Source organism: Actinacidiphila sp. bgisy167, assembly GCF_965342175.1.
Classification (GTDB): Bacteria; Actinomycetota; Actinomycetes; order Streptomycetales; family Streptomycetaceae; genus Actinacidiphila.
The window spans coordinates 26,191-32,902 of record NZ_CBDRBL010000080.1 but is presented as its reverse complement, the minus strand read 5'-3'; the positions used below and the strand labels follow the sequence as shown (position 1 = coordinate 32,902).

Sequence of the window (6,712 nt, the reverse complement as noted above, 5' to 3'; positions counted from 1 at the left end):
ACCCCGATCCGGAAGACCGCCGCTCTCAAGCGGCTCTACCTCACCACGCTCGCCCTCGACCCCACCGGAAAGGGGCGCAAGCGGTGGACCAGCCGCTGGAAGGAGGCGATGAACGCGTTCGACATCGCCTTCGACGGCCGCCTCTCCGCCGAACGAGCGTGAGCCAACCAGACCCCCGAGAAACCTCTACGCCAACCGAGTGGTGAACACCACTTTCGTGATACTCCCCGCCGACGACATGGAGCCGCCCAAGGTTGTCGTGTCGGTGGCCGGGGCGGAGCGGTCGGTGGCCGACCCGAGTGGTCGGGCGGGACCGGGCTCGGGGTCGTCGGGGTCGGGCCGGGCCCCCGCACGCCGCTTCCCCGGGCGGTTCATCGGCCCGTCCCCCGGGCGCGGTGGTCGGGCCGGGACGCTGGGGAAGCCGGTGCGCTGGCTGCCGCTTCGGGGTGCTGTCGGGTTGGTCCGAGCGTCGGGCGTGCGGTGAAGACGATCACGTCTTCGTGTTGCACGACGGCGAGGGGGATGCCTTGGCGGCGGGCGTCGCGGACGTTCTTCATCTGGAAGAAGGAGGGGCGGGTGACGAGTCGGCCGTCGCGGATGCCGGCCAGGAGGGCGACGCAGCGTTCGGTGGGGATCAGGCCGGCGGTGTGGCCTGCGGCCAGGACGGCGGAGGGCAGGTCGATGAGTTCGCCGCGTTCCCGCCATGGGCGGGTGGTGACCACGACGTGGCCGCCAGGACGGAGCAGGATGCGGCACTGGGCCAGGATCTGGGTGAAGCCCTGAAGGAGGCGGTCGGTGGAGACGTGGGCGAGGTTGGCGGGGTCGCGGCTGTAGCGGAAGTCCTTCTTGACCACGCCGGGTTCGCCGGTCTCCCGACTGGAGCGGACCTGGCCGTGCACGCTCGACCCGTACGGGGGTGAAGTGACGACCAGGTCCACCGTGCCGTGGAACATGCCCGGGACGAGTTCGATCAGGCGGCGGGCGTCGCCGGTGTAGACGGTGCCCGTGCCGGGGGCGCCGTGGGTGTCGGCGTGGCGCAGGTTGCCTTCGGCCAGGCGGGCCCAGGCGGGTTCGTATTCGACGCCGAGGGCGTGGCGGCCGTGGTGGACGGCTTCGACGAGGGTGGTGCCGATGCCGCACATCGGATCCAGGACCAGGTCGCCGGGGCGGGTGTAGGTGGTGATGGCGTGGGTGGCGATGCCGGGGAGCATCTTGGCCGGGTGAGCGGCCGTGCCGGGGACGTAGCGGCCCTTGCGCTGGGCGGGGGCGGAGGTAGGGGCGGTGTTCCACACCGAGTCAGAACAGGACACCAGGGGTCTCCTCGACGGGATCGGGCAGAGGCGGGTGGGTCAGGGGTGGTGGATCGCGGTCAGGGCGATCAGGTCGCTGTGCACGACCCCGTGGTCGGCGCCCGGGGGCGGGGCGGGTTCGAGGCGGTCGTCGACGGCGCGGACGTGGGCGATGACGATGTGCTGCAGGTAGCGGAAGCCGGCGGTGCGGGAGGCGGCGATCAGCCAGCCGAGCGGGTCGGTGAGGACCCCGGCCTGGCGGCGTTGCCGTGTGGCGAGCAGGAGCAGTCCGCCGTCGGGCAGGAGGCGGTGGGCGCGGTGGAAGAAGCCGGGCCAGCCGCCGTCCACCGCGCCCGGCATCTCCCCGCCGGTCGGGGGTAGCGGGGTCGCGGGGAGGGCGTCGGGGTGGAGTTCGGCCAGCAGCACCACGGGGCCGCCGCTGGCACGCTCCGCCGCCGGTCCGGGAGCGTGTTCGATGTGGCAGGGGGTGCGGGCGTCCATGCCGAGCCCGGTATCGGTGATGCTCAGCCGCCACAGGGGCGCGGGCGGGTGGCCGGGGCGGCGGGCGAAGTCGGTACGGATCTTCTCCAGCGCCCAGCCCGGCAGAACGCGGCCAGGAGCAAGGACGCAGATATCCGCCTGCCCGGGGCCGGGCAGCCAGACCGTGGCCGGCAGGGCACTGTGCCCGGGGCGGGCGGGGCGGTGGGCGGGTGAGGGCGTGGTGGGCATGAACGACGTCGGCGCCCGGGTCGAGGAATCCGGGTCCGTCTGGTGCTGACGTGCCCTATAGGCATCCAGGGCGTCGGAATTGACATCCTGGCCGCGGATTTTCTGCCCGCCGGCAGCGTGGGGCAAGAGCGTGGTCTGCTGTAGTCGGCGGGGATGTCGCGCGGTTTGCGCAGGCCACGGGGTATGCGAGCCGGTACCGGACCACCTGCGAGCCACCTGCGCACCGCCCGTGAAGCGTCGCCTCAACGGCTGGTCGGTGTCGGCCGACCGGGTGGCTGCGCGGTCGCAAGGAGACTGGGCCGCCGCCGGAACGAGGGCGGGCCACTGCCGGGCCACCTGCAGGCCACGGCCGGGCGCCCGGGGGTTCTCTGCAGTGCCCGGCCGCCTCTGGTGGTGATCGCGTTACGGGGTCCGCTGCATGGAACGTGCTGTGTGTGGGAGGGTCGCGGCTGTGATCAATAACAGCAGCAGACGCGTCCGCGAACTCGTCCTCACGGACGGGTTGAGCCCTGCGGACGGCGTGCTCGTTCATCGCGAGGCGCTGCGTGTACTGCGTGACGGCATCAATGCGGCGCACCTCGACGCGTACTGCGACGGCGCCTGGCCGCCTGCTGTACTGCGCTCGTACGAGCGCGCGCTGGTCCTGGCCCGGGAGGCGGTGACACGGGGCACGCGCTCTCGGCGCGCCGATCCCGGGATGGGGATCGACATCGATGTCCGTGACGACGCGCAGTTCAGTGTCCTGTCAGACCTACTCCCCTACACGATTCACGCCGAAGGGTGGCGGGGTGATCAACAGATCTTCAGCGCCAGCGACTCGGGCAGCTCGCTGTGGATCGCTGTCACACAAGAACAGGAGGAACAGCTCCTGTCCCGACTCGACGTGCTGGGAATCCCGCCGACCGTGCTCACCTGCACCCGTACGGGCCGATGAAGCGCTGAATGCCGGCCGTCGTGGGAGGGGCGGCGGTAGCCGCATGGCATACGCCTCTGTTTGGCCGCCGTGCGGTATGGGGGTGGATGTCCCCGGTGGCGGGCCGCGCTCCGCGTCCGTGTTGAATGCTCCCAGTCAGGCGCCCCCGTGCGAAGGGCAAGGCCAGGACCCGGTCACGGATCTTCACGTTTTCTTCGTGTGCGAATACCGCAGCCTGGTCGGGTGCGGGGCTGCCGGTGGTTGGGGGTGGGCCGGTCGGGGGCCGTCGTACGGGGCGAGCCAGTGGGCCGGGTTCGGTCCGGGGGTCGGGCAGGTGTGACGCGGGGTCGGCCCGGGGGTGGCGCCGGCCGGTGACAGAGGTGGCGGCAGACGTTGTCCGCCTCTTCTGGCAAGGAGCCGCCATGTTCCCCTCACCCACCACCGGTCGCCCCGCCCGCGTCGATGCCAGTTCTCCGCTGATGTTGCTGGAGGAGTCGTTCCTCGCGCTCGCCAGCGCCGAGGACCCGTTGACGCTGCCCGCGCATCTGGTGTGCGCGGAGCCGGAGCAGGACGTGCTGCCGGTGGACCAGGTCCGCGCCCGCCTCGCGCATCCGGCCACCTCCCGCGAGCAGCGGGCCCGGACCTGGCAGGAGGTGGTCCGTCGGGCGCAGCGGCTGGGTGAGCCGTGGGGCACGGTGGCCGTCGGGTTGAGTGTGCCGGTGCTGCGGCGGATGCTGGCACGGCAGGTTCGCCCGGTTCATCTGGAGTGGGCGGAGCTGGAGCAGGAGGCGCTGGCCGCGGTGGCGGTTGCGGTGCAGACCGTGGACGTGGGCCGGCAGGTCGTGGACCGCGAGCTGTTCGCCGCGGCCAACCGGGCGGTGCAGCGCACCCTGCGTACTGCGCGGGTCCAGGCCAGGCACCAGAGCCGGATCGCGCTGGGTCTGTTGCCGGCCGGCTGCCCCGACCCGAGCAGCGCTCGGGATGAGGACGAGTACGCGGTCCTGGCGCGCGCGGTGCAGGCCCATGCCGTGAACGTCGCCGAAGCCCGGTTGATCGCCCGCACCCGGCTGGAGGGCGAGCCCATGCAGCGCTTGGCCGATGAGCGCGGGGTGAGTCTGCGCCAGCTGTACCGGCACCGCACCGCGGCCGAGCAGCACCTGGCTGCCTACCTGACCGGTCGGATGCGTAGCGCCTGAGCCTGCGGGTTTTCGCGTCCGTTCGGGTGAACGGATGTCAATTCCCGGTTTTCGGATGCCTATAGCGGGTGAGCGGTCGCCTCCTGGATCCGGGCCACGTACCCGGGAGGCGACTACTCCGGCGGACCCTCCGGCCCGTTGCCGGGGAGCTGCCGCGCTGGGTGGGGGTGAGCACGTCCGTCTCGTGCTGACACCAGAGTCCTCCCTTGTGTTCCCGTCGCCGATCGAGGAGGCCGGCCCCGGGCCGAGGGATCCCGTGCTCACCCCCACCCCCGGATATGCCGATGCCGCGACGGCCGGCGCGCGACGCGCCGCCTGCTGCTCCCTTCATGCCCCCTGTTGGTTTCTGCTGTTGGAGGTCGCCGTCATGCTCGCCCGACTTCGCCGCTCGCGGCGGCCGCCGGTCGGAGCCGCCCGATGGGTGGTCCGGATCGGCTTCACCGCCGCCCTCGCGGGCTGTGTGCTGTTTTCGGGTCCGCCGGCCGGATGGGCGGTAGCGGACATCCCGACCGTGATCGCGAATCTGCGGAACTACGTGGTCGGCCTGCTGGCCGGGCTGGCCACGTTGTTCCTGACCTTCGGCGGGCTGCGCTATCTGATGGCCGGGGGCGATCCCGGGGAGGTGGAGGCGGCCAAGCGGGCGTTGAAGGCCGCGGCAATCGGTTACGGTCTGGCCGTCCTCGCCCCGGTGGTCGTCACAGTGCTCCAGGGCATCGTCGGCACCGGCGGCAGGGGCGGCCGGTGATCCGCCCCGGCGCGCTGGTGCTGCTGGCCGTCCTCGCGGTGGCGCCGGTGATCGTATCGGCGCCGGTCGCGTATGCGGCGGGCGGGACGGCATTCGCGCCTGCGGCGCCGGATCCCCCCGAGCCCACACCGCAGCCAAGGCCCGGCCCGGGCCCCACCGCCCGGCCGTCTGCGGGTTCGGATTCGGGTCCGAGGCCGCATCCGAGCCCCGGCCCGTCTCCAATCCCGGACCGCCCGGTGCACGAACGGGAGCGTCCGCCGGTGCGGGAACCGTCGCCGGGGTTGATGCCGCCGGCGTGCGAGGCGGACGGCGATTCGGGCGACTGCACCACCACCGACAACGGTGTGGGGTTCTTCGACCTTCCCGGGATGGTCGTGAACGCGATCACGTCGTTCCTCGGCACACTGCTGGAGCAGGTCATGAAGCCGGTGCGGGAGTTCCTCGCCGACACTCTGCTGGCCACCCCGGACGTCACGCAGCAGGCCGACATCAAACGGCTGTGGACGGCGATGCTGGGCCTTACCGCCGGGGTCTACGTGCTCTTCGTGACCGCGGGCGGCATCACGGTCATGGGATACGAGACCGTCCAGACCCGCTACGCACTGCAACAGATCGCGCCCCGTCTGCTGTTCGGCATGGTCGCCTCCGCCGGCTCGCTGACGGTGATGGGCAAGGCGATCAACTTGTCCAACGCTCTTGCTCACGCGGTCATGGCCACCGGTATGCAGGACGCGGGCAAGGGCATGGTCGAGCAGGTCCTACCGTTCGCGTTGTTTGGCGTGTCCGGGCTGAAACTGTATCTGGTGGTCCTGGCCACGGTGATGGTCTGCCTGATCGTAGCGGTGCTGATCGGGTTCCTGGTGCGGGCCGCGGTGATGGCGCTGCTGGCGGTGGCCGCTCCGCTGATGCTGGCGTGCCATGCGCATCCGCTCACCGATCCGGTGGCCCGGCTGTGGTGGCGTGCGCTGGGCGGGTGCCTGGCCATCCAGATCGCGCAGTCGATGACGTTCGTGCTGGGGTTGAAGCTGTACTTCGCGCCCGGCGCAACGCTGCTGGGTGTGCCGAAGGCAGGCCAGTTGGGGACGCTGCTGGCCGGGGTCGCCTTGTTCTGGGTGCTGTTCAAGATCCCCGGCTGGACGCTGCAACTCGTGCTGCGCGGCACGCCGATGCACAACCCGCACGCTCCCCGGATGCTGAAGCAGCTGGCGATGTACCGGCTGATGGACCGCTACATGCCCGGCATGCGCCGACTACGCGGCGGCCGCGGCCCGGGCGGTGGGGGTTCGGGGCTGCTGGGCCGGGGCGGACCGCTCGGCGGGGGCGGCGGTCGCCGCCCGCCTGGGGGCGGACCCGGGCGGGGGCTGGGTGGGGGTGTGCGGGGCAGGGGGCGGGCGTTGCTGGCCCGCGGCCGTGCCGTCCTCGCCCGCGTGGGCGGACGCCCGGGGGCCGCGAGCCGTCCGGCCGGCCCGTCTCCCGGCCGGGGCGGGGCCGCGCCCGCTGCTGCCGGTTCGTCGAGAGGTCCTCGTGCCGTGATCCATCCCGCTCGGGCCCGCCGTGCCCAACAGCTGGCCCTGCCCATCGGAGTCCGACGCACCCCGGCGCGGCCGGGTCGGGCGACGCAGTTGTGGCTGCCGATCCCCGCCGAACGCGTCCCCGCCCGCACCACGAGGTCCAGGTCCCGCGCCACGTCCGCCGGACCAGCACCGGCAGTGGGCGGTGCGGGGCAGAAGCCGCGGGGGCGGCAGTTGGCTCTTCCGATTCCGACGCGCCGGGTCCGCATCCGGCCACCGCGCCCAATGCAGCTGCGACTGCCCCTCGAACCACCCCGGAGGTAACCCTT

The 6,712-nt window shown here is 72.3% G+C and carries 6 protein-coding genes and 1 pseudogene; 5 read left to right on the top strand and 2 right to left on the bottom strand.

The window, feature by feature from the left end; translation table 11 throughout:
• Positions 1-162: pseudogene (locus ACRWND_RS25020) on the top strand (IS256 family transposase); the annotation flags it as partial.
• Between the two features lie 209 nt (positions 163-371).
• On the opposite strand, the gene ACRWND_RS25015 reads toward ACRWND_RS25020, so the two are convergent.
• Together ACRWND_RS25015 and ACRWND_RS25010 are read right to left on the bottom strand one after the other, a co-directional pair.
• On the bottom strand, positions 372-1,310 hold the full coding sequence (locus tag ACRWND_RS25015; RefSeq protein ID WP_431953126.1) for a TRM11 family SAM-dependent methyltransferase: 939 nt from the start codon (positions 1,308-1,310) through the stop codon (positions 372-374).
• A gap of 39 nt (positions 1,311-1,349) precedes the next feature.
• Positions 1,350-2,018, bottom strand: coding sequence for a hypothetical protein (locus tag ACRWND_RS25010; protein ID WP_431953124.1), 669 nt, complete (start codon positions 2,016-2,018; stop codon positions 1,350-1,352).
• A gap of 451 nt (positions 2,019-2,469) precedes the next feature.
• On the opposite strand from ACRWND_RS25010, the gene ACRWND_RS25005 reads away from it, so the two are divergent.
• The 4 genes from ACRWND_RS25005 to ACRWND_RS24990 all read left to right on the top strand — a co-directional run bounded on the left by ACRWND_RS25005 (position 2,470) and on the right by ACRWND_RS24990 (position 6,707).
• The gene (locus tag ACRWND_RS25005) at positions 2,470-2,952 is read left to right on the top strand and encodes a hypothetical protein (protein WP_431953122.1); all 483 of its coding nucleotides are present in this window, start codon (positions 2,470-2,472) and stop codon (positions 2,950-2,952) included.
• A gap of 401 nt (positions 2,953-3,353) precedes the next feature.
• Entirely contained in the window at positions 3,354-4,127 is a 774-nt protein-coding gene (locus tag ACRWND_RS25000) for a hypothetical protein (protein ID WP_431953120.1), read from the top strand.
• 367 nt (positions 4,128-4,494) lie between these two features.
• A complete protein-coding gene (locus tag ACRWND_RS24995; protein ID WP_431953118.1) occupies positions 4,495-4,872 on the top strand; it encodes a pilin in 378 nt (125 codons plus the stop codon).
• Positions 4,873-5,132: 260 nt separating this feature from the next.
• Complete coding sequence (locus tag ACRWND_RS24990; RefSeq protein ID WP_431953116.1) at positions 5,133-6,707, top strand: hypothetical protein; 1,575 nt, start codon at positions 5,133-5,135, stop codon at positions 6,705-6,707.
• The last annotated feature ends 5 nt before the right edge of the window (positions 6,708-6,712 follow it).

Coding starts and splice junctions, on each gene's coding strand:
- ACRWND_RS25010 (WP_431953124.1), bottom strand. CDS start 2,018: ATGCCCACCACGCCCTCACCCGCCCACCGCCCCGCCCGCCCCGGGCAC.
- ACRWND_RS25000 (WP_431953120.1), top strand. CDS start 3,354: ATGTTCCCCTCACCCACCACCGGTCGCCCCGCCCGCGTCGATGCCAGT.
- ACRWND_RS24995 (WP_431953118.1), top strand. CDS start 4,495: ATGCTCGCCCGACTTCGCCGCTCGCGGCGGCCGCCGGTCGGAGCCGCC.